This window comes from Mycobacterium sp. (assembly GCF_965229105.1).
Lineage (GTDB): Bacteria > Actinomycetota > Actinomycetes > Mycobacteriales > Mycobacteriaceae > Mycobacterium.
Map to the genome: position 1 here is coordinate 3,003,037 of NZ_OZ245858.1, position 22,163 is coordinate 3,025,199.

General features: G+C 63.0%; 18 protein-coding genes. 10 read left to right on the top strand and 8 right to left on the bottom strand.

Translation table 11 applies throughout. The annotated features are described in order from the left end of the window. Window positions 1-224 precede the first annotated feature (224 nt). The 6 genes from gap to ADBZ9O_RS14235 all read left to right on the top strand — a co-directional run bounded on the left by gap (window position 225) and on the right by ADBZ9O_RS14235 (window position 6,506). Window positions 225-1,241: a type I glyceraldehyde-3-phosphate dehydrogenase gene (gene gap, locus ADBZ9O_RS14210; RefSeq protein ID WP_526532247.1), complete on the top strand. Its 1,017-nt coding sequence runs from the start codon at window positions 225-227 to the stop codon at window positions 1,239-1,241. Window positions 1,242-1,413: 172 nt separating this feature from the next. Next, window positions 1,414-3,198: an NAD(P)H-dependent oxidoreductase subunit E gene (locus tag ADBZ9O_RS14215; RefSeq protein ID WP_526532249.1), complete on the top strand. Its 1,785-nt coding sequence runs from the start codon at window positions 1,414-1,416 to the stop codon at window positions 3,196-3,198. Next, on the top strand, window positions 3,195-3,908 hold the full coding sequence (locus ADBZ9O_RS14220; protein WP_526532251.1) for a 2Fe-2S iron-sulfur cluster-binding protein: 714 nt from the start codon (window positions 3,195-3,197) through the stop codon (window positions 3,906-3,908). Before ADBZ9O_RS14215 ends, ADBZ9O_RS14220 begins: the two co-directional genes overlap by 4 nt. Next, window positions 3,905-4,534, top strand: a complete 630-nt coding sequence (locus tag ADBZ9O_RS14225) for an NADH-quinone oxidoreductase subunit B family protein (protein WP_526532253.1) — start codon at window positions 3,905-3,907, stop codon at window positions 4,532-4,534. Before ADBZ9O_RS14220 ends, ADBZ9O_RS14225 begins: the two co-directional genes overlap by 4 nt. A 15-nt stretch (window positions 4,535-4,549) precedes the next feature. After that, a complete protein-coding gene (locus tag ADBZ9O_RS14230) occupies window positions 4,550-6,016 on the top strand; it encodes a Ni/Fe hydrogenase subunit alpha (RefSeq protein WP_526532255.1) in 1,467 nt (488 codons plus the stop codon). Continuing rightward, window positions 6,000-6,506: a hydrogenase maturation protease gene (locus ADBZ9O_RS14235; RefSeq protein ID WP_526532257.1), complete on the top strand. Its 507-nt coding sequence runs from the start codon at window positions 6,000-6,002 to the stop codon at window positions 6,504-6,506. Before ADBZ9O_RS14230 ends, ADBZ9O_RS14235 begins: the two co-directional genes overlap by 17 nt. A gap of 34 nt (window positions 6,507-6,540) precedes the next feature. Here ADBZ9O_RS14235 and ADBZ9O_RS14240 read toward each other — a convergent pair whose 3' ends face one another. The 4 genes from ADBZ9O_RS14240 to ADBZ9O_RS14255 all read right to left on the bottom strand — a co-directional run bounded on the left by ADBZ9O_RS14240 (window position 6,541) and on the right by ADBZ9O_RS14255 (window position 9,491). Then, window positions 6,541-6,957, bottom strand: a complete 417-nt coding sequence (locus ADBZ9O_RS14240; RefSeq protein WP_526533148.1) for a DUF6319 family protein — start codon at window positions 6,955-6,957, stop codon at window positions 6,541-6,543. Window positions 6,958-7,097: 140 nt separating this feature from the next. Beyond that, window positions 7,098-7,613, bottom strand: a complete 516-nt coding sequence (locus ADBZ9O_RS14245; RefSeq protein WP_526532259.1) for an isoprenylcysteine carboxyl methyltransferase family protein — start codon at window positions 7,611-7,613, stop codon at window positions 7,098-7,100. Then, window positions 7,607-8,686 carry a type III polyketide synthase gene (locus ADBZ9O_RS14250; RefSeq protein WP_526532262.1) on the bottom strand — a complete coding sequence of 360 codons (1,080 nt, stop codon included), beginning with the start codon at window positions 8,684-8,686 and terminating at the stop codon, window positions 7,607-7,609. Before ADBZ9O_RS14250 ends, ADBZ9O_RS14245 begins: the two co-directional genes overlap by 7 nt. Next, window positions 8,673-9,491 carry a UbiA family prenyltransferase gene (locus ADBZ9O_RS14255; protein WP_526532264.1) on the bottom strand — a complete coding sequence of 273 codons (819 nt, stop codon included), beginning with the start codon at window positions 9,489-9,491 and terminating at the stop codon, window positions 8,673-8,675. Before ADBZ9O_RS14255 ends, ADBZ9O_RS14250 begins: the two co-directional genes overlap by 14 nt. A 141-nt stretch (window positions 9,492-9,632) precedes the next feature. On the opposite strand from ADBZ9O_RS14255, the gene ADBZ9O_RS14260 reads away from it, so the two are divergent. Further along, the gene (locus ADBZ9O_RS14260) at window positions 9,633-10,679 is read left to right on the top strand and encodes an SAM-dependent methyltransferase (RefSeq protein WP_526532266.1); all 1,047 of its coding nucleotides are present in this window, start codon (window positions 9,633-9,635) and stop codon (window positions 10,677-10,679) included. Window positions 10,680-10,692: 13 nt separating this feature from the next. On the opposite strand, the gene ADBZ9O_RS14265 is transcribed toward ADBZ9O_RS14260, so the two are convergent. From ADBZ9O_RS14265 to ADBZ9O_RS14280, 4 genes are all read right to left on the bottom strand, one after another. Then, a complete protein-coding gene (locus tag ADBZ9O_RS14265; RefSeq protein WP_526533150.1) occupies window positions 10,693-13,566 on the bottom strand; it encodes an MMPL/RND family transporter in 2,874 nt (957 codons plus the stop codon). Window positions 13,567-13,638: 72 nt separating this feature from the next. After that, window positions 13,639-16,518: an MMPL/RND family transporter gene (locus ADBZ9O_RS14270; RefSeq protein WP_526532268.1), complete on the bottom strand. Its 2,880-nt coding sequence runs from the start codon at window positions 16,516-16,518 to the stop codon at window positions 13,639-13,641. After that, complete coding sequence (locus ADBZ9O_RS14275) at window positions 16,515-16,934, bottom strand: MmpS family transport accessory protein (protein ID WP_526533152.1); 420 nt, start codon at window positions 16,932-16,934, stop codon at window positions 16,515-16,517. Before ADBZ9O_RS14275 ends, ADBZ9O_RS14270 begins: the two co-directional genes overlap by 4 nt. 532 nt (window positions 16,935-17,466) lie before the next feature. Next, on the bottom strand, window positions 17,467-18,861 hold the full coding sequence (locus tag ADBZ9O_RS14280) for a condensation domain-containing protein (RefSeq protein WP_526532270.1): 1,395 nt from the start codon (window positions 18,859-18,861) through the stop codon (window positions 17,467-17,469). A 187-nt stretch (window positions 18,862-19,048) separates the two neighbouring features. Between ADBZ9O_RS14280 and ADBZ9O_RS14285 the strand changes: the two genes are divergently transcribed. From ADBZ9O_RS14285 to ADBZ9O_RS14295, 3 genes are all read left to right on the top strand, one after another. Beyond that, the gene (locus tag ADBZ9O_RS14285; RefSeq protein WP_526533154.1) at window positions 19,049-19,984 is read left to right on the top strand and encodes a sulfotransferase family protein; all 936 of its coding nucleotides are present in this window, start codon (window positions 19,049-19,051) and stop codon (window positions 19,982-19,984) included. Between the two features lie 4 nt (window positions 19,985-19,988). After that, entirely contained in the window at window positions 19,989-21,257 is a 1,269-nt protein-coding gene (locus ADBZ9O_RS14290; protein ID WP_526532272.1) for a glycosyltransferase, read from the top strand. A gap of 92 nt (window positions 21,258-21,349) precedes the next feature. Continuing rightward, a complete protein-coding gene (locus ADBZ9O_RS14295; protein WP_526532274.1) occupies window positions 21,350-22,162 on the top strand; it encodes a TylF/MycF/NovP-related O-methyltransferase in 813 nt (270 codons plus the stop codon). The last annotated feature ends 1 nt before the right edge of the window (window position 22,163 follow it).

Genomic DNA, 22,163 nt, shown 5'->3' on the forward strand with positions numbered 1-22,163 from the left:
CCAACGTCGTACAGCCAACGTCGCACCCCAGCGCACCCGATGACAGAGCCGAAGGTCACTTGATTTGGTTACAACATCGAGTAGAAGAGGCCGAAGCACGGACGGGAAGGAAGGAAGGCGCGAAATCGAGGACGTTGTGCTCTGCTGCTCGGCCGTATGCGAGGTCAGACTCGATTTTGCCCGCAGCCGAAGCGGAGCTGGGCCACAACATATGAGGAGAATTCATGGCGATTCGAGTGGGCGTGAACGGCTTTGGCCGGGTCGGTCGAAACTTCTTCCGAGCGGTGGCCGCGCAGCAAGCGGCGGGAACCACGGACATCGAGATCGTGGCGGTGAACGACCTCACCGACAACGTGACCCTGGCGCACCTACTCAAGTACGACTCCGTCCTGGGACGCCTCCCACATCAGGTGTCGGTCGATGGCGAGAACATCATGGTCGGGGACCAGGTGATCAAAGCGTGGTCCATCTCCGATGGCCCGACAGCGATACCGTGGGCAGATCTTGGTGTGGATGTCGTCGTCGAAGCCACCGGCCGCTACACCAGCGCGGAAAAGGCCCGAGGTCACCTACATGGTGGGGCGAAGAAAGTGGTGGTGTCCGCGACGTCGAAAGGCGCCGACCTCACCGTGGTGATGGGCGTCAACCACCGCGACTATGACGGCACCCAGACCGTCGTATCGAACGCTTCCTGCACGACCAACTGCCTGGCCCCGATGGCGAAGGTGCTCGACGAGGCTTTCGGTATCGAGCGCGGCCTGATGACCACCATCCACGCGTACACCCCTGATCAGAACCTGCAGGACGGTCCGCATCGCGACCTGCGCAGGGCGCGCGCGGCGGCTATCAACGTGGTGCCAACCTCAACCGGCGCTGCCCGTGCGATCAGCTTGGTGCTGCCACAGCTGGAGGGCCGCCTCGACGGATACGCATTGCGGGTGCCGGTTCCCACCGGTTCCGCCACCGATCTCACCGTTACCGTCCGCAAGCCGGCCACAGTGGAAACCGTCAACGCCGCGTTTGCGGCCGCCGCCGACGGAGAACTCAACGGCTTCCTTACCTACACCGAGGATCCCATTGTCTCCTCCGACATCGTGACCGATCCGTCGTCATGCATATTCGATGCCGGACTGACCAAAGTGACAGGCGACCTGGTCAAGATCGTCGGTTGGTACGACAACGAGTGGGGCTACTCTCAGCGGCTGGTCGACCTGACCGGCCTTGTCGCATCCACCCTGTGAACCGCTGCAGCCTCGCCGATGCGAACCAGGCCATCACTACCGTTGGGGCGCTTACGGATTCGCCCACCCATCCGCTGATCCACATTATAACCAAAACGACTACTCGGCACGGCGAAAGTAGGTCGATCGTGGTAGCGTCGCGGCCTCGCTTACTTCTGACGTGGAGCGGCGGATGACTACCGATATCGCGACGATTCTCGACCGGTATGCGCGCGACCGCACCGGGCTCATCGACATCTTGTGGGATGTGCAGCGCGAGTCCGGTTACATCTCTGCGCAAGCCGCTGCCGGGATAGCCGACTGGCTCGGGTTGAGCGTAGGAGACGTGCTGGAGACGGCGACGTTCTACCACTTCTTCCACACCACTCCGTCGGGCCGTCACCGCATCTATCTGAGCAACACCGTCATCGCCAAGACGCGCGGCTACCGCCAGGTCTATGCCGCCCTGGAAGACGTGACCGGAACACGTTTCGGCGGGCCCGGATCGGCCGATTTCGGATTGTTCGAAACCGCGTGCATAGGGTTGAGCGACCACGAACCCGCGATGCTGATCGACGATGTCGTCTTCACCGATCTGACACCGGAGACCATCGCCGAGATCATCGGCCGCATGAAAAACGGTGAGTCCGCGGCGAACATCGCCAATCCCGCGGGCCTGCCCCGCGACGAGATGGCGTACGTCGAGGCATTGGCACCCAGCACAGTGCATACGGCGGGGCCGGCGTTCTTCTGTGGCGATACCGATTACCGAGCGCTACTGGAGGTTTGCCTGGGCATGGCGCCCGACGATGTCATCGCCACCATCGCCGAATCCGGCCTGCGGGGACGCGGCGGTGCGGGTTTCCCCACGGGCACCAAGTGGAGTCTGTGCCGGGCGACCGCCGGCGACGAGAAGTACATCATCTGCAACGCCGATGAGGGCGAACCGGGGACTTTCAAGGACCGGGTATTGCTGACCTACTCACCCAAGCAGGTCTTCTCGGGTATGGCGATCGCGGCCCACGCCGTCGGTGCCCGCCACGGAATCCTCTACCTGCGTGCGGAATACGTGTATCTGCGGGACTACCTGGCCAGACAGTTGGCCGAGCTACGCGTCGATGGGGTGCTCGGCGCAGGGTTCGACATTCGCATTCAGCTCGGCGCCGGCGCCTACATCTGTGGTGACGAATCCGCGCTGATCGAATCGAGCGAGGGTAAGCGTGGAACGCCGCGCCTCAAGCCGCCTTTCCCGGTCGAGCACGGTTTCCTGGGCCGGCCGACATTGGTGAACAACGTCGAAACTTTTGCCGCGGCGAGCCGCATCATGTCCGAGGGCGCCGAGTGGTTCGCGACGATGGGGGTGCCGGGCTCAACGGGTACCCGGTTGCTCAGCGTCTCCGGGGACTGCGCTGCGCCAGGGATATACGAGGTGGCGTGGGGGGTGACATTGCGTGAGGTACTCGACATGGTCGGGGCAGGCGATGCCAGGGCCGTTCAAATCAGCGGACCGTCGGGCGAGATGGTTTCATCGGCCGCCGATGCCGACCGCAGGATCGCCTATGACGATCTGTCCTGCAGCGGCTCGTTCATGGTGTTCAACCACGATCGGGACTTGATCGATGTCGTCGCGGACTTCACGCAGTTCTTTGCCGATGAATCCTGCGGCATCTGCCTGCCGTGCCGAGCCGGTAACCTGCTGCTCCGCCAAAAGGTGGGTCTGGTCGCCGCCGGACGAGCAATGCAGTCCGATCTCGATGACTTGCGCACCTGGGGCGGGATCATCGCGCACACCAGCCGATGCGGCTTGGGCGCCACCTCACCGAACCCGATCCTGACCTCCCTGAACAAATTCCCCGAGCTCTATTCGGCCGGGCTTCGTGAGCGCAAAGACACTGTGCTGCCGTCCTTCGACGTGGAAGCTGAGCTAACTGGCTATGCCCAAGCCGTATCCGAACTCGCACAACGGGAGTCACTGTGACCATCCGGTTCGAAATCGACGGCCGTTCGATCACCACCGAAGAGGGCAGGGTGCTCGTCGACGTCGCTGCGGAGGCTGGTGTCTACATCCCTACGTTGTGCTACCTGCCCGAACATCCGGCCCTGGGCACCTGCCGGGTGTGTTCGGTCAGAGTCGACGGCACCGTCGCCGCCGCGTGTGCGGTCCAGGTCAGTGACGGGATGCGCGTGCAGGTCGACGACCCCGAACTCATCGACGCGCGCAAAGCGTTGGTGGAGATGCTGTTCGCCGAGGGCAACCACAACTGTCCCAGCTGTGAGAAGTCGGGCCGGTGCACCCTCCAGGCGGTGGGCTACGAGGTGGACATGGTGGTGTCCCGCTTTCCGTATCAGTTCCCCGAGCGGGCGGCTGACCATGCCTCGGAGACGATCTGGTTGGAGCGAGACCGTTGCATTTTCTGCCAACGATGCGTGGAGTTCGTCAGGGATCGCGCAACTGGCAAAAAGATCTTCAGTATCAACGGCCGTGGGGCACAAGCTCGTATCGAGATTGACGCAGAACTTGCCAACGCCATGCCCCCCGAGCAGGTTCGGGAGGCCGTCGATATCTGCCCGGTGGGAACGATCCTCGAAAAGGGGGTGGGTTATGACCAGCCCATCGGCCAGCGGAGCTACGACGTCGAATCTGTCAGGGACCGGGCGCTGGATCCGTCATCCAGGTGTGACTCGTGACCACCTCGGACGCTAATGAGGTTGCGTCGCATGAACTTCCAGCGACGCCACTTGACCCTGAATTGGTCGCCAAACGCGCCGACAAGATCAAGGTGTCGATGATCAGCCTCTGCGGCTGCTGGGGATGCAACTTGTCGTTGCTCGATATCGACGAGCGAATGATCACCTTGCTGGACAAGATCACGATACTGCGATCATCGTTCACCGATATCAAGCGCATTCCGGAGCGGTGCGCCATCGGATTCATCGAGGGCGGGGTCGCCAACGAAGAGAATATCGAGACATTGCGGCACTTCAGGGAGAACTGCGACGTTCTGATTTCGGTGGGGGCCTGTGCGATCTGGGGTGGCGTGCCTTCGCTGCGTAACCTGGTTGGGCTCAAGGATTGTCTTGCCGAGGCCTACACGGACTCTCCGACAGCGCCGCCGGGCGCACGTCCGGCAGTGCCTCTCGACCGGCGGATCCCGCTGCTGACCAACAACGTGTACCCGTGCCACGAGGTCGTGCACATGGACTACTTCGTTCCCGGTTGCCCGCCGAGTGCGGATGCGATCCTCGACGTGCTCGAGGATCTGATCAACGGGCGCCCAGTGCATCTGCCCACATCACTGAACCACTTCGACTGATCGGGGACAGCGGGCATGGCGACGACGATTGTGATCGATCCGATCACCCGCATCGAGGGACACGGGAAGGTGGTCATCGAACTCGATGACCACCACAACGTCACCGATGCCAAGCTGCACGTGGTGGAGTTTCGCGGCTATGAGCGATTCATCCAGGGCCACCCCTACTGGGAGGCACCGGTTCTCATGCAGCGGATCTGTGGCATCTGCTGTGTCAGCCATCATCTGGCTGGAGCCAAGGTACTCGACGACATGATCGGGGTGGGGCCGGTATCCGGGACTTGTCTGACTCCCACCGCCGTCAAGATGCGCCGTCTCGGTCACTACGCGCAGATGTTGCAGTCACACGTCACGGCCTACTTTTACCTGGTCGTGCCGGAGATGCTGTTCGGTATCGACGCCGCGCCCGAGCAACGCAATTTTATCGGGCTGATCGAGGCCAATCCAGAACTCATGAAACGTGTTGTCCGGCTGCGTAAGTGGGGTCAGGAGATTCTGGAGGCCGTCTTCGGAAAGCGCATGCATGGCATCTCCTCGGTGCCCGGCGGCGTGAACAAGAGCCTCTCTGCCGCCGACGTGGATCGATTCCTGCGTGGCGAGGATGGGCTGCCGTCTGTCGACGAGGTCATCACCGACGCCCAGTTGGGTCTGCAGATGTTCTACGACTTCCACGAGAAGCACCGTGACGAGGTCGACGGCTTTGCCAACGTCCCCGCGCTGAACATGTGCCTGGTGGGCGATGACGGGAATGTCGACTATTACGACGGCCACCTCAGGGTGACCGACGAGCACAGGAAGCTCGTACGTGAGTTTGATTACCGCGACTATCTCCAACATATCTCCGAAGGAGTGGAGACGTGGAGCTACATGAAGTTCCCCTACCTCACCGACCTCGGCCGCGATTCCGGTTCGGTGCGAGTGGGTCCGCTGGCGCGGCTCAACGTCACGCGATCGCTGTCGACCCCGATTGCCGCGGAGGCGCTGGAGAAGTTCCATGCCTATACCGGTGCGCGTGCCAATAACAAGACGCTGCATACGAATTGGGCGCGAACCATCGAAATCATCCATGCCGCCGAAGTGGTTAGGGAGCTGTTGAACGACCCGGACATCGTGAAGGACGACCTGATAGTGACACCGGGTGTGGATGCCTGGGTCGGGGAGGGAGTCGGCGTCGTGGAGGCACCTCGGGGCACCCTGGTCCATCACTACCGTGCCGACCGCGAAGGGAACGTCACTTTCGCCAACCTGATCGTGGCAACCACCCAGAACAACCAGGTCCTCAACCGGACGGTGCGCAGCGTCGCCGAGGACTATCTCAACGGCCAGACGGAGATCACCGAGGGCATGATGAACGCGATCGAGGTGGGGATTCGCGCCTATGACCCCTGCTTGAGCTGCGCCACCCATGCCCTGGGCCAAATGCCGTTGACGGTAACGATTCTCGATGCGAAAGGCCGCGTGCTTGATGAACATCAACGCTGAGCCGCACTGCCTATCGCGCGAATTCTTCGATAGCCCGACCTCGCTGATCTATGGGATCGGAAACGTGGGTCGTCAGGACGACGGACTGGGCTGGGCATTCATCGACCGGCTCGAGCAGTGCTTCCCTGCGCGACCCCTGCGCCTGCGGCGTACCTATCAGCTGGGCTTCGAAGACGCGGATCTGATCAGTCGATACGCGCGGGTGCTGTTCGTGGACGCCACGAAAGATCATGCGGTCGAATCGTTTTCGCTCATCCGGCCGGAGGCCAAACTGGACATCAGTTTCACCTCGCACGCAATCTCGGTGGGGGCGATTCTGGCGACCACCCGGCAGTGTTTCGGACAGCTCCCCGACGCACACCTGTTGGCGATCCGCGGCTACGAGTGGGAACTCCAGGAGGGATTGACCGGACCCGCCGAACGCAACCTTGAGCAGTCACTGGACTTGATTCTCGGGTTCGCGCGCGACGTCGACAGCGTGCCGGGCTGAGCGCGCAGGCGTCGTCGAGGTGATTCGGGGGAGCTCAGTCCAGGTCGGCCAGAGCCCGGCGGGCGGCTTCCAGTTCGGTTTCCAGCGCGGCAACCTTGGCGGCCTGCTGGGAACGAGCCTCTTCGATGACCGCGTCGATCGGGGTGGAGAGGTCCTCGTGCAATTCCTTGGCTGCGCGGGAGACCGCGGCGGCCGCAACCGCGAGGTCGCGGGCCAGGTAGGCGGAGCCCTGCTTGAGCTCGGCGCGCCATTCGCCGTCGGCGGTACCTGTGACAGTCAGGGTCAGCTCGAGAGTCTTGGTCTTCTTGCCCGCGGCCCTCTTGGCCGGAGCCTTCGTGGGCTTTTCCTCGATAGCGGCCTCGGCCGCGATAGGCGCCGCCGGACTTTCCGATGTTGCGGTGTCGAAAGAGGGGATGGGCGGCGCTTCTACTGTCAGGGTGTCTACAGTCATCGTTGCGGCGAACTCCTTTTCGAATATCGCCCGCAGTGAGCGGGCCGGCACTACCGAGATATTAGAACACATGTTCGACTGCTGGCCAACTTCGCCACGCCAGGCGGCCATCAGCCCATCGTCGATCACCAGCGCGTCGGTCACGGTGTCGCTGCGGCCAACGCCCTTGTCTCGCAGCGCAACCGGACCGCCAGCAGCACAGCGTTCAGAACGGTAAATGTGACGGCGGTGATCCACGCCGAGCCGGCCAGGGGGAGCGCCGCGCCCTCGAGGACGACCGCCACGTAGTTGGGATGCGAAAACCATTGGTACGGGCCGGTATTGACCAGCGGTAGGCCGGGAAGGACGATCACTCGCGCCGTCCATCGCGTGCCCAACGTGGTGATACACCACCAGCGCAGCACATTGGCGGCCACTACGAGGGCGATCATCGGCCACATCAAAGCCGGGACGAAAGTGCGGTGCAGCGCAATGGGTTCCACCCAGCAGCCAACCAACAACGCCACGTGAAGCACCACCATCACGGGGAAGTGTCGTTGGCCGTATTCGACACCACCGCGACGCAGTAGCTCGGTGGCGTGTCGCTGCGATACCACCAACTCGGCCAGCCGCTCGAAGGTGATGATGACAAGCAGCGTGTAGTAGACGGTCACCACCGCAGCAACACCAACTCGACACTCACCCCTGGGCCCAGCCCGATCATCAGGCCGGTCGATCCCTTCGGCGGCGGTTCTGCGGCGATCGTCTTCTCCAGCACGTGCAGGACAGACGCCGAGGACAGGTTGCCGACTTCGGCGAGCGAGCGACGGGTCATTTCCACCGCGCTGTCGGGCAGCTTGAGGCTGTGCTGGATGGCGTCGATGACCTTCGGTCCGCCCGGATGGCACACCCAGGTGGTGATGTCGTCGACGGTCAGTCCGTGTTCGGCCAGGAAGGAGGTGACGCTGCCTTCCAGTCGTCGCTCGATCACATCGGCGAGTTCCGCCGTCAGCACGATCCGGAAGCCGTCCGATCCCAGCCGCCACCCCAACATATCGCCGCTGTCCGGGTAGACCTCGCTGCGCGAAGCGAGCACCCTGAGGTCGTCGGCGGCCGGTCCTGTGGCCGCCCGCCTGCCGCTGGCCACCAGGGCTGCCGCCCCGTCACCGAACAGGCCGCTGCTCACCAGGTCTGCCGTGGTGACGTCGGTCATCGGCCAGCTCAGCGTGCAGAGTTCGACCGCGAGCACTGCTGCGTGATGGTCCGGCCAGGCCAGCAGGTAATCGTGCAGCCGGCCCAGTGCGGCGGCGCCCGCGACGCAGCCGAGGCCGAAGATGGGCAGCCGCTTGATGTCGGGCCGCAGCCCGAGCCGGGGGATGAGGCGGGCGTCGAGGGACGGCACGGCCACTCCGGTTACCGACGTCACGATCAGCAGGTCCAGATCGCGCGCGGTCAGCTCCGCCGCGTCCAGGGCTCCGCGGAGCGCCCGCTCCCCGAGGTCGGCAGCTTGGTCGATATAGAGGTCGTTGGCCAGCTCGATCCCGCGCAGGCTTTCGTATTGCGGCAAGGGCAGGACGGTGTGGCGGTAGTCGACGCCGGCTTTACCGTGCAGCCGCTCCAGCAGTTCCCGCTCGGTCGGGCCGAGGCCGCTGAGCTCGGCGACCTTCGAGGTGAGCTCGGCCTGTGGGTATCGGTGCACCGGGAAGGCGGACTGCACCGCCATGATCCGGGTGCTGTCAGGTCTGGGCATAGCCGCCTGCGGCTAACACAACGACGTCGACGGCGGCGATACCGAACGCGGCCGCGAACGGCACTCGGCCCGCACCGCGGGCACCGATGGCGGTGAACACGACGGCGACGCCCAACCCGATCAACGCCACCCACCGCAGGCTCGACGCCAGCAATAGCAGCACCGACGCCGATAGCAACAACACCAGTGCGATGGCGCGCACCGCTCCCGCGCCCCAACGGGCGTACACCAGTTGCGGTAAACCGCTCACGCCGGTGGCCCGGTCGGCGGCGAGATCGGGGAGCACGTTGGCGAAGTGGCCGCCGAGGCCGACCAGGGCCGCCGCCGCCGTCGCATACCAAATGGGGATGGGCTGGCCCGGCAGTGTGCTTGCCGCATAAGCGGGAATCGGGCCGAACCCGAGGATGTACATCAGGCCCGACGCCGGCGACGACTTCAGTCCGAGGTTGTAGGCCCACGCTGCCCCGACGATCACCGCCAGGATGAGCGCGGTCAGCACGCTGATGAACAGCGCCATGGCCAGCGCGGCAAGCAGCGATACACCGGCGGCTATCCACACCGCGCGAACACTGATCGCACCGCTGGCGACCGGCTTGTCTGTCCGGCCCGCCGCAGCGTCTCGGCCCGCGTCCGCGGCATCATTGGACCAGCCGATAGAAAGCTGGCCGGCGAGCATCGCGGGCGCCGTCAGTGCGGGGCCGATGCCGTGAGGTGCCGCCTGCGCCGCCAACACGGTGGTGATGGCCGTGATGGCCAGCGACGGTCCCGGGTGGCTGGCGATGATGAGTGCTCGCGTGCGGCTCACGACGAAGGGCGCTGTCCGAGTGCGGACCGTAATCGTCGGTCTCCCCTCGTGTCTGCGCGTATGCGGCGCCAGAATCCGTAAGTCGGCATGGAATAGAGCATTTGACATGGTAGTAAATTCCGTGACGAAAAATCGCAAAAGGTGAGGCTTGCTCTGCGCGGCGCCAACCCGGCCGAGTGGCTGGCACTGCGGGCGGGCATCGTTCCGACCGCCGCTGCCGAGGCATGGGGTGGGATGGCGCTCTCAGCGGTCGTCACCACCGCGGTCCGGACCGGCATCACCGCCCGCCTGGCGCGGCAACCATCGAGCGCGGCCGATCTCGCCGCGGATCTTGATCTTGATCCGGTGCCGACCCAGCTCCTGCTCGACTGTCTGCGATCGGGCGGTCACGTCACATTCCGGGCCGGGCGCTACCGGCTCAGTCGCGCGTCACGGCGCTGGTTGGACCCCGAGTCCGCGTTGTCGGTCGCGCAGTATGTGGCCGGCACGTCCGATTACTGGTCGTGGTGGTCGGAGCTGGACGAGGTAACTCGCAGCGGACAGCCCGCCGGGCATCACGATGCGCCGCCAGGAGATCCCTACTGGCGGCGGTACATCGGCGGACAGGTTGAACTCGCCAGGCTCAGCGCTGACGAAGTCGCCAAAAAGCTTGTGTTGCCTGCTCATTCGCGAACCCTGCTGGACATCGGTGGCGGCCACGGCTGGTATTCGGCGCAACTGTGCCGCCGCTATCCGCAGCTGAGCGCCACGGTGTTCGACCTGCCTGGCAGCGCTGAGATCGGCCGCGAGGTCATCGCCAAAGCCGGAATGTCCGACCGGGTGACGCACCGCGACGGAGACGCCACGACAGACGATCTGGGCGACGGGTACGACGTCGTACTGTGCTTCAACCTTCTGCACCACCTCACCGCCGATCAGATCGTCACGCTCTTCGGCAGGATCCATGACGCGCTCGCGCCGGGCGGGATGTTGGCCGTCATGGACGCCTTCGCCGAGCCGAACCGGCGTAGCTCGGCGCAGGCCAACGTCCTGGGACTGTTCATGTACCTCAGCTCCGGGTCACAGGTGCATCCCCCGGAGAGGTTGTACAGCTGGCTTCGGGAGGCGGGCTTCGCGCAGCCGCCTCGGCGTATTCGGATTCTCCGGATTCCCGGGCAAGCCATGTATGTGGTCAGTAAAGGCAATTAGGCGGAGTGCATTGCTAGACAGGCGATTTGGGAAACTTGGCTGTCACCGCGTCGTCGTCGTATTCGTCTAGGTGCAGCAACTCCCGCACCATCTGGCGGGTCCCTTCGGACCGGAGCATTTGACTTGCCGGCCGCGGCCGAACGATCTGTGGCCACCAGAACCACCGTCCGAGCAACACGGCGATGGTCGGTGTCATGAACGACCGCACGACCAGGGTGTCGAACAGCAGGCCCAGGCCAACGGTGGTACCGACCTGACCGATGATCTGCAGATCGCTGGCGACCATCGCGGCCATGGTGAACGCGAACACCAGGCCGGCGTTGGTCACGACCTTGCCGGTGCCGCCCATGGCCCTGATGATGCCGGTGTTGATACCCGCGGACAGTTCTTCTTTTATTCGGGATACCAGGAGCAGGTTGTAGTCGGAGCCGACGGCCAAGAGCACGATCACCGACATCGGTAGCACCATCCAGTGCAATTTGATGCCCAGAATGTATTGCCAGAGCAGCACCGACAGCCCAAATGACGCACCCAACGAAAGCGCCACCGTGCCCACGATGACCAGGGCTGCGACCAGGCTGCGGGTGATGATCAGCATGATGATGAAGATCAGGCAGAGTGCGCCGACCGCCGCGATCCAGAGGTCGTATTTGGAGCCGTCGCTGAAGTCTTTGAACGTCGCTGCGGTGCCGGCGATAGAGATCTTTGCGCCCTGCAGCGGAGTGGTCTTGAGGGCTTCCTCGGCGGCCGTTCGTATCTGGGAGATGCTGGCTATACCTGCCGGGGACGCGGGGTCGTCCTTGTGCGAAATGATGAATCGCGCGGATTTCCCGTCGGGGGACAGGTAGGCGCTCATCGCCCGCTGGAAATCCGGGTTTTGGAAAACCTCAGGCGGCAGATAGAAGGAGTCGTCGTCCTGCGCGGCGTCGAATGCCTGCCCCATGGCGCCGGTATTCGTGTTTGAGTCGTCCAACACGCCAAACGTGCCGGACATGGTGCTGTGCATTTTCAGCAGCATGTCCCGCATGCCCTCCATGATCGTGATTATCTGCGGGATCTGTGCGGTGAGCTGGGGCATCAGCTCGTCCAATGTCGCGAACTGGACGAGTGTCTCTTTGAGCTTGTCATTCAGCTGGCTGATGCCATCGATGGCGTCGAATAGCGATCGAGTTGCGAAGCAAATGGGAATGTCGTAGCAGTGGGGTTCCCAATATAGATAAGCGCGGATTGGCCTGAAGAAGTCGTCGAAGTCAGCCGCGCTGCCCATGAGCAATTTGACCAATTGCGACATTTCTTTCGTCGTGACGAATGAGTCGTGCGTAATGTCGTTGAGTTGCTTCTGGAGTTCATACATGCGCTTCATCAACACGATTTGTCTGTCGAGCATCTTGACTTGCGCCAGCAGGTCGGTCATGCGGGCCTTGAGGAAATTAATGCTGCTCTGCATACCCGCGTTCTGCATGTCCATCAGGAATGGCACCGAGGTGTGCTCGATCGGTGTGCCCTCGGGTCGGGTTATTCCCTGTACCCGGGAGATGCCGGGTACCTTGAAAATCGCCTTGGCCAATTTATGCAGGACAAGGAAATCGGCCGGATTCCGCATATCGTGATCGGATTCGATCATCAGAATTTCGGGCATCATCCGCGCTTGGGAGAAATGGCGATCGGCGGCAGCGTTCCCGACGTTCGCCGGAAGATCCTGTGGAATGTACAGCCGATCGTTGTAGCTGGTTTGATAGCCGGGCAGCGCAAGCAGGCCAACCAGGGCGATCGCTATGGTCGCGATGAGAATCGGAACGGGCCAACGAACCACCGCCGTGCCGATCCGCCGCCACCGCGCAGTTTTGATCCGGTGCTTGGGATCGAACAGTCCTAGGCGGCCTCCGATGGCAAGAAGCGCAGGAACCAAGGTGACCGCGACGGCGACGGCGACGAACAGACCCACCGCGGAAGGAATGCCCATGCTCTGGAAGATCGGTATCCGGGTCGCGCTCAGGCACAGCATTGCGCCGGCAATGGTTAAACCGCTACCCAGGACGACGGGCGCGACGCTGCGGAAGGTGCTGTAGTAGGCGGTCTCGATGTCCTCGCCCGCCTGACGCGCTTCCTGGTAGCGACCAAAGAAGAAGATCCCGTAGTCGGTTCCGGCCGCCATCGCCAGGCCTACCAGCAGGCTGGTGGCAAACGTGGATAGGCCAATGACGTTGTGATCGGCCAGAAATGCGACAGCGCCACGGGCGATCAGAACCTCGAGACCGACCGTGAGCAACAGTCCCAGGACCGTGACTATCGAACGGTAGACGAAAAGCAGGACCACCAAGATGATGACAGCGCCGACAGCGGTCATCTTGATCATGGAGTGGTCGCCCGCATGCTGCATATCGGACACCAGTGCCGCGGGTCCGGTCACGTACACCTTGATGCCGGGCGGAGCCGGAGTCTGTTCGGCGATGTTGCGGACCGCGGCAATTGACTGCTGGCCCAACGTCGTTCCGGTGTTGCCGGCCAGATTCAATTGGATATAGACGGCCTTGCCGTCTTTGCTTTGCGCGCCGGACGCGGTGAGTCGATCACTCCACAGATCCTGTACGTGCTGGACATGTTTCGTATCGCTCTTCAGCGCACGAATCAGTTCGTCGTAGTAGGTGTGCGCTTCGGCGCCGAGCTCCTGCTGCCCTTCCATCACCAGCATGGCGAAACTGTCGGAGTCAGACTCCTTGAAGTTGCTCCCCATGTGCTGCATCGCGATCACCGATGGCGCGTCCTGCGGTGCCATCGGCACGGAATGGTCGCGGCTGACGGTCTCCAGCCAGGGAACGAAGAACGTCACCAGAACGGTGACCGCTAACCACGCCAGAACGATGACCGGTGACAGTGTGCGGATCATCCGCGCTATCGCCGGTCGACGGATCGGGGTGGTCGGTTCGGCCGGCTGCGCTGCGAGTTGGGTGTCCGTCACTTACCGCTCTTGGTTCTGCAACAACGCGCGCACCAACGGACGCGGTCCGGTGGGGCGCAGCATCGTGCTGGCGGGGCGGGGACGAACCTGTTGTGGCCACCAGAACCAGCGGCCCAGCAGTGCGGCGATGGATGGTGTCATGAACGCGCGCACGACCAAGGTGTCGAACAGCAGCCCGACGGCAATCGTCGTACCGACCTGGCCAATGCTGATCACGTCGCTGACAATCATCGACGCCATCGTGAAGGCGAACACGAGGCCCGCAGTGGTCACGACTTTGCCGGTGCCCGCCATCGCGCGAATGATGCCGGTATTGATACCGGCATGGAGTTCTTCCTTCATTCGTGCGACCAGCAGCAAATTGTAATCAGAGCCGACGGCCAGAAGAATGATCACCGTCATCACGAACACGGACCAGTGCAACTGTATTCCGAGCAGATATTGCCAGATGAAAACAGCCAAGCCGAATGATGCACCCAATGAAAGCAGTACCGTTCCGACGATAACCATGGCGGCAATTAAGCTTCTCGTCATGATCAGCATCACGACGAAGATCAGGCACAGGGCAGAAACGACGGCGATGATCAGATCGTATTTCGTGCCAGTGACCGTGTCTTTGACGAGGGCCGCGGTACCGGTGAGAGAGATTGGTGAGCCCTCCAGCGGGGTGCCTTTGAGGGCCTCCTCGGCCGCGCTCTTTATTGCATCAACTCGGCCGATCCCGTCGGGTGAGGTGGGGTCGCCTTTTTGGGAGATGAGCATGCGGACGGCCGTGCCGTCGGGTGAGATGAAGATCTTCATGACCCGCTTGAAGTCCTCGTTCTTGAAGACCTCCGGCGGAACGTAGAACGAATCATCGTTCTGCGCGGCGTCGAACGCCTTACCCATGGCGGTCGAATTCGTGCTGTTGTCGTCCATCTGGCCGAAGACGCCCGACATGGTGCTGTGCATGGTGAGCAGCATTCCCCGCATGCTCGTCATGATCGCGATCATCTCCGGGAACTGCGCGAGCAGCTGCGGCATGATGACGTCCATTTGATCGAGATTTGCGGTCAGCTGTTGCAGTTTATCGGTCAGCCCGTCGACCCCGTCGAGGACGTCGAAGATACTTCTGATTGACCAGCAGAGCGGAATGTCGAAGCAGTGCGGTTCCCAGTAGAGGTAATTTCGAATGGGCCGGAAGAAATCTTCGAAGTCGGCAATATGGTCACGCAATTGCATAGTGATGTCAGCCATCTCATGCGTGCTCTTGACCATTTGGTGCATCGTGTCCGCCAACTGCTTCATCAAGTCGTACATATGCGACATGATGGTGATCGTTTGCCCTAATTGATCGGCCTGAGTGAGAAGGTCCTCCATGCGCTGTTTCTGGAAAAACATGAACTGCTGCTGGCCGGCCTGCTGCGCGCTCATCAGATACGGGATCGTCGTGTGGGCGATCGGCGTTCCCTCGGGACGCGTGACGGCCTGAACTTTTTCAATACCCGGAACGGCGAGGACGGCCTTCGCCAGCTTGTTCAACACGAGGAAATCTGCTGAATTGCGCAGATCATGATCGGTCTCCACCATCAGGATTTCGGGGGTCATCATCGCTGACGGCGGAAAGTGTCGGGCTGCTGCGTTGATGCCTTGAGTGGCGGGAATGTTCTTGGGCAGGAAGTGCTGGTCGTTGAAGTCGGGCTTGAATCCGGGCAGGGTCAACAGTCCGACCAGCGTGATTGCCAACGATGCGATGAGGATGGGCCCAGGCCAACGGACGATCGCCGTTCCTATTCGTCGCCATCCACGAGTGTTGGCAGTCCGTTTGGGCTCGAACAGGCCGAAACGGCTGCCGACGGCAATGACGGCCGGAACAAGGGTGAGGGCGACCGCGACGGCGACCAAGATGCCTACGGCACAGGGCACGCCAAGGGCTTGGAAGGCGGGGAGTCGGGTGAAGCTGAGGCAGAAGGTGGCACCGGCGACTGTCAGGCCGGTGGCCAACACGACATGGGCGACTCCGTGGTACGTCGTGTAGAACGCCGTCTCCCGGTCTTCGCCGGCCAGGCGCGCCTCGTGATAGCGCCCGATGAAGAAGATCCCGTAATCCGTTCCAGCCGCGATCACGAGGGCCACCATCAGGTTTACCCCGAGGCTGGTCAGTCCGATGATTTCGTGGTGGCCGAGCAGTGCGACGATTCCGCGGGCGGCTTGCAACTGGACGAAGACCACCAGCAACAACGCAATTACGGTCAGGGGCGAGCGGTAGACGATGAGCAGCGTCACCAAGATGACGGCGATGCTCACCAACGTGATGGTGGTGACCGTGCTATTGCCGCTGACGCTTACATCGGCGGCGAGCGCCGCGGGGCCGGTGACGTACGTTTTGATCCCTGGCGGCGCCGGAGTCTCCGTGACGATGTGCTGCACGGCTTGGACCGACTCGTTGGCTGCGGCGTCACCGGGTTTGCCGGTGACAGCTATCTGAACGTATGCGGCCTTACCGTCATCGCTCTCTGCGGCCGCACTGGTGAGCGGATCACCCCAGAAGTTCTGGATGTGCTCTACGTGTTTGGTGTCGCTTCGCAACTGGCGGATCAGCCGGTCGTAGTACTCGTGTGCGTCGTCGCCGAGGCGCTGCTGACCTTCCAGCACGATCATTACCGGGGCGCCGGAGGACGTTTCCTCGAAAACCTCGGACATGCGCTGTGACGCCATGAATGACGGCGCATCGGTCGGGTTTTGCGATACCGCGTGCTCCGCCTCGACCTGCTCCAAGGTGGGAACTCCGAGGGTCAAGCCGACGACGATCGCCAGCCAGCCCAAGATGACGAGTGCCGAGAATCGGCGGATCGTATCCGCAACGAATGGGCGGCGCGCCTGCAACTGATGGTTACTCATGCGGCCTTCAGCAGACAGGAGATAAAGGAACTCACTTCATGAGTCGTGGTCTTCTCGTCCTTGACGACGCCGTCCACGGAGATCCGGCAGCCGACGGTGTCGCTGTCGGCCTGTGCGGCGATGCTTCCAATACCCGCTGCGGGGGAGATCGGGAATTCCAATGACCACGGCAGCGTCGCGTCTGTATGCACCGGGTTGCCGTTTTCGTCGAAATAGCTGATCTGGGCCGAGGTTCCCGGTGGTCCGAAGATTTCGTATTTCATCTTCTTGGGGTTGTAGGGCTTGCCCTTGTCGCTCTTGGTGTCGCCATAGGAGAGGGATTTCTCGGATCCGAATATGCCGTGTAGGCGCGACACGGTGAGCCCGCCGCCTGCGAGCACGGCGACGACGACCAGCGGAATCCACAATCGCTTCACCAATGTGGACACGAGTCCCCCATCTCGCCTGCCTTTGCGAGGTCGACCACCCGCTGCGGGTGGGGGCGAGGGTCGCTCGGCAGGCTCCGGAGGGTCGTCCTCGCGGGGTGTGTCGGTGACATCGGGCTGAGTTTGCTCAACGTCGGGCAAACGTCCATCGATCACCGCAAGACGACCTTTCCCATCTTCCAAGCGTTTCCGTTCCTAGTGCCAGCCGTCGGATGGAGAGCACAGCTACACATCGACGCGGTACTTCCGATTACCGCCGATGTGGCGGGCGTCACAGTCCACTCGTCCGGCGATCCCCGCAAACGAGCGGAGTCGCGGAGTGCGCGACCGATCTCGACGAGAGTCAATCATGCTGATGGCCTCCGTAAGGGCTCTTTCGAGATGCAACAGTGGGTATACGCTCACGCGCTTACGCACTGCTGCACTGGTAGCTAACTCGCATCCGGCTTCCAGGCTGGCTAAATTAACGCGTCCGCAAGCAAAAGGGCGGTGTGGGGCCACGGCCCACTTGGAGACGAATTCACTAATCGATCTCGCCGGTGAGGCCGAATTCAGTCAGCGTGCGCTCGGCCAACTCCCGTAACTCGGACTTGGTAGTCACAGATCCTGATTGGTAGCCACGGACGCAGACGCCAACCTGGTTCATCTCGTTCGAGGTGCCGACGAAAACGTGCAACTGGCTGCCCGTTCGCTCAAGCCAGCCTCGCGTGACGTTCTGGCTGGCCCCTCGAGCGAACATCCCGTCGCTGAGCGTGCCATCGGGGCGGCTCGCCGCCGGACCTGTGTCGCCGAGATTCGAACACACAGCCGGTTGCTCCGGGTCGCTGACCGCGTAGTCCATCAGATGCTTCCACGCCCGCTTGGGTGTGAATGGCGTCAGGGCGACAAGCTCCGCTGATTCATCGGGGGTGTCTTTCGCATCCTTGAGCGCCCGTTTTATGGCGGCCCGGGCATCAGTGAGATCGGTCGTCGCCCCCGCCGGGTCGATGCCGACCCGGACGAACGAGACGGCGACCGCCCGCGCATCGTCCATGGTGCGGGTGTTGACGGTGAGCAGCAATCTGACATCGTCGGCATCCCCGTGCTTGCGTCCCATGTGCCGGTCGAGTCTCGCGGTGAACGCCGCAGCCAGCGCGCTCACCGTCCCGCCCAAAGCCTCCGCACGCGCATTCCACTCGTCCAGCCGGATTCGGATCCAGATGTTGGGCACGATCACGGGGTCGCCCGCACCGCTGGTTGGCGGGGCCGGCAACGACGCCTGCGCCTGAGTGTGGACAACATCCTGCTGGCGGCGTCGGGCCTCTTTCACCGCGGCGAGAAATGCCCGTCCAGTATCCGGGGCGTCCCGTGCAGTTTCGCGGGCGTCTTGAACAAGGGCCTGCAGTCGAGAGCGCGACCGAGGGGGTGGGTAGCCAAGATCGACGGGCAGGGAGAGGAGCGCCTGGGTCACCGCGACTGCCGCGCCGATGCCGTCGATGACGTAGTGGGACAGCACCAGGCTGATAGCGGTCGAGCCGTCGCCGAGGCGGACCACGCTGATACGCCAGCCGGGTCCCGATTCCGGGTCGATAGGGAGTTGCGTGCACTCGTCGAACCAGTCACCGAGCTCATCTCGCGGGCGAACGGCCTCAGCGATATCGAGTGGGGCCGGATTGGGGTCCGATACCCACCGCCACCGGCCGAATGGCACCGGTGAGCGCTCGATGAGCCGCCCCATCATCCCTTGGCTGAGTTTCTGGCGAAACCGTTCCAGCGCGTCAAGGTCGACCGCGTGCTGATACACCCATCCGACCTGCATTACTTCCCGCTGGCCGGCGGCGTGATGCCCGGAATAGAAGGCTTGATCCATCAAAACGAGCCGATTGTCCAGCCGTGCATCGCCGTTGGACGCGTGTGCGAGACGGTCTTGAATTGACACGAGCGTCAGAGTAGCTGACCGGTTGTTCGATTTTGCGAGGTTGAGCGGGGTACCGCAATGGCGCAATTTCTTGTCGAAGCGCTCGCGAGAACCCTATTCTGCGGCGGTGACCACAAGCCGGCCCAGTGCCGAGAATCCTCAAGAGGCCCCGCCGTCGCAGACGCGGAGTCGCCCGGTAGCGCTCTTTGTGTTGGGCAACGGCCGGTCTGGCACGTCGGCGCTGGCACGTGTTCTCTCCCTGTGCGGCGGCGCGCTGCCGCCAGGTCTGCTGGGCGCCACTTCGGAGAACCCGCGCGGCTTTTTCGAACCGCGCGAAGTCATCACCCTCAACCAGGCGATCCTGCACGACCACGGCAGCTCCGGGTACGACATGGCCCTGACGCCGCACGATGACGGCTTGTTCGATGTCGAACGCAACGCGGCCTGGGTCGCCAAGGTGAAGGACTATCTCAGCGGATTGTCCCCAGCGCCGGTTGTGGTCATCAAGGAGCCGAAGACGACGGCGGTGTCCGGCATCTGGTTCGAGGGGGCGCGGCAGGCCGGCTTCGCCGTCGCGACCGTGATAGCCGTGCGCAATCCGGACGAGATCATCGGGTCGCTGGAGAAACGGGCCGGCCAGCAGAACTACGTCGATTCCTCGCCTGAGCTCACCACCGCGTGGTGGCTCAAATACAGCCTGCTGGCCGAACGCGACACTCGTGGCGTGCCGCGAGTATTCATCGAATACAACAACCTCCTCGAGGATTGGCGCCGCGAGGTCAAGCGAATTTCCACTGCACTCGCAATCGATCTCGACGCACAAGACGAAGCAGTGGTCGACGCATTCCTCACGCCAAGCCTTCGGCACCACCAGAACCGTGGCCCGGTCACTGAGCCCTTTGGTACGGATTGGATCAGCGCGGTCTACGAAACGCTGGCGGCGGCCGCACGGGACGAGCACGTGGATGAGGCAGCGCTGGATCGTGTCTACAAGGCCTATGGGGCGAGCGCACGTGGCTTTGGGCAGGCGTTCAAGGACGCGCGTCGGTACGAGAACCTCGACCGGCTGTTGCCGCCGTTCGTCGTGAAGCTGGGTCTCGAGACCCTGGCGCTGGCTCACCGACGCAAAGGGACATGGGCATAGTCGAATGAAAATTGTGCTGGCTTTCTACGGAACCCGTGGGGACGTCGAGCCCGGCATCGCTATCGGCCGTGAGCTGATAAGACGCGGCCACGATGTGCTCATCGCCGTCCCGCCCGACCTGATCGGCTCGGCCGAATCGGTTGGCCTCGCGGCGATCTCATACGGACCCGACACCCAGGCGTGGCTAGAAGATACCCGCGACTTCTGGGGGTACTTTTTTCGCAACTTCTGGAGAGTCCGGGATGTGCAGAAATACTTCCGTGAGTCTCGGGAGCCCGGCATGCGAGCGTGGACCGAGATGAGCAGGACGCTCACATCGGTAGCGGGTGGAGCCGATGTGCTCGTGACGGGCGTCAGCTACGAGGAACTCGTGTTCGACGTCTCGGAATACTGCGGTGTCCCGCTGGCCACGGTGCTGTGGTTCCCGATGCGGGTCAACGGTCGGCTCTTACCGAATCTACCTGCGCCGGTGCTCCGCACAGCGATGAAGCTATATGAGTGGCTGATCTGGCGCGGCGTGAAGAACGTCGTTGGCGTGACGCGGCGTGAGCTGGGCCTCCCGCCGGCGACAGGTCCCGTGCCGGATCGGATCGCCGAACGCGAACTGCTGGAGATCCAGGCCTATGACGAGGTGCTCTTCCCTGGGCTGGCCGCCGAGTGGGCGCAATGGCGTGACCAGCGGCCCTTTGTCGGCACACTCACGCTGGAGCTGGCGACCGAAGCGGACGAAGACGTCATGTCATGGATCGGGGCGGGGACGCCGCCGATTTGCTTCGGGTTCGGCAGCATCCCAGTGGAGTCGCCCGCCGACATGATCCGGATGATCGCGGGTGCGTGCGCTCAGGTGGGTGAGCGGGCGCTGGTGTGTGCCGGCTGGACCGACTTCAGTAATGTCCCGCAGTTCGACCACGTCAAGGTGGTGGGTGCGGTGAATTACGCGACGATCTTTCCGTCGTGCCGGGCGGTCGTTCACCACGGCGGGGCGGGCACCACGGCGGCAGGCCTTCGCGCCGGCGTCCCGACGCTGGTCCTGTGGATGGCCGACGTCCAGGTGATCTGGGGAGCCGCTGTCAAGGGACTGAAGGTGGGGGCTTCGCGGCGCTTTACGGCCGCCACGGAGAAGACGCTGGTTACCGACCTGCGCACGATCCTGGCGCCGGATTACCTCACCCGCGCGCGTGAGGTCGCGGCCCGGATGATCAGCCCCGCCGACAGTGTGACAAAGGCTGCCGACCTCCTGGAAGATTTCGCCCTTCGCCAGCAGGTTGGCTGACGTGACGATCCGATCCGGGGAAACGCCGTAAATTGACGGCGCTGCAAGTTTAGACTCAGCGCCGAATTGCCGGCAAGCGAGATAGGGCCATTTTGACCATCACCGACTACGACGTGCGTTCGCTGTACCTCGACCTGCTCCGACGTAACTTGACCAGGTTCGGGATGCATGAGCGGATGCCCTCCGACTGGCCGTTGCGCCGGCGCCTCCTGCTCAAGGCGGCCAACACCTTCGGTCCCAAACTTCGCGGTGCGGGCGTGCGTGATCAAAACCTGCGCGAAGCGGGCCTGGACTGGCCGGCCGAGGCCGAGACGATGATCGGGATGAAGCGGCTCACCAGTCTGCAGGAGTGTGTGGAAACGGTACTGGCCGAAGATGTCCCCGGTGATCTCGTCGAAACCGGCGTGTGGCGCGGTGGCGCGTGCATCTTGATGCGGGCGGTCTTGGCCGCCTACGGCGACACCACCCGCAACGTGTGGCTGTGTGACTCCTTCCAGGGTGTCCCGCGCTCGGACACGGTGAACTACAAGGCGGACAAGGGAATTCGGGCCGAGCTCGCCGCAGGCATCCTGGGTGTGTCGGAAGCCGACGTCAAGAAGAACTTCGAGCGCTATGGGCTGCTGGATGGCCAAGTCCGCTTTCTCCCGGGCTGGTTCAAAGACACGCTGCAGGACGCCCCGATCGATGCCATCTCTGTGTTGCGGCTTGATGGCGACCTCTACGAGTCCACGATTCAGGCTCTCGACGCGCTCTACCCGCGTCTGTCGCCCGGTGGCTTCTGCATCGTCGATGACTATCTGGCGGTGAAGGCATGCGAGCAGGCCGTCACCGACTACCGCACGCAGCATGGGATAACGGCGGAGATCATCGATATCGACGGCACGGGCGTGCTGTGGCGCAAGTAGC